Raw genomic sequence first — 339 nt, forward strand, 5'->3', positions numbered from 1 at the left:
GGGCGACGACGCGAATTGTCAGACAGGACCTAGCTCAGCGGTGCCGTACGCGCCCAGGGACGCAGTCGCTCCAGGTCCTCCGCCACCGCCAGCAGGTCCGCCTCCGTACCCGGGCGGCCCACGAGTTGGACCGCGGCCGGGGCGCCGGTCGGCAGGGCGCCGAAGGGGACCGACATCGCGGGCCAGCCGGTCAGGTTCCAGACCGGGGTGAAGGGTGAACTGGCCGTGTTCACCGCCACGTTGGCGAGCCAGCTCCGCTGGTGCCAGGGCGCGGCTGCGGGCGAGCGGCGGGCCAGGGCCGGGGTGAGCAGTACGTCGTACTCGGTGAGGAACGGCAGC

At 73.5% G+C, this 339-nt stretch carries 1 protein-coding gene; it reads right to left on the reverse strand.

The genetic code is table 11. The features are described from left to right. Nucleotides 1–29: 29 nt before the first annotated feature. Nucleotides 30–339: amidase family protein (locus GT030_RS02200; RefSeq protein ID WP_272920649.1), on the reverse strand; the 310-nt coding region annotated here is incomplete at its 5' end.

The sequence above is a fragment of the Streptomyces sp. SID1328 genome (assembly GCF_009865595.1).
Classification (GTDB): domain Bacteria; phylum Actinomycetota; class Actinomycetes; order Streptomycetales; family Streptomycetaceae; genus Streptomyces; species Streptomyces griseoluteus.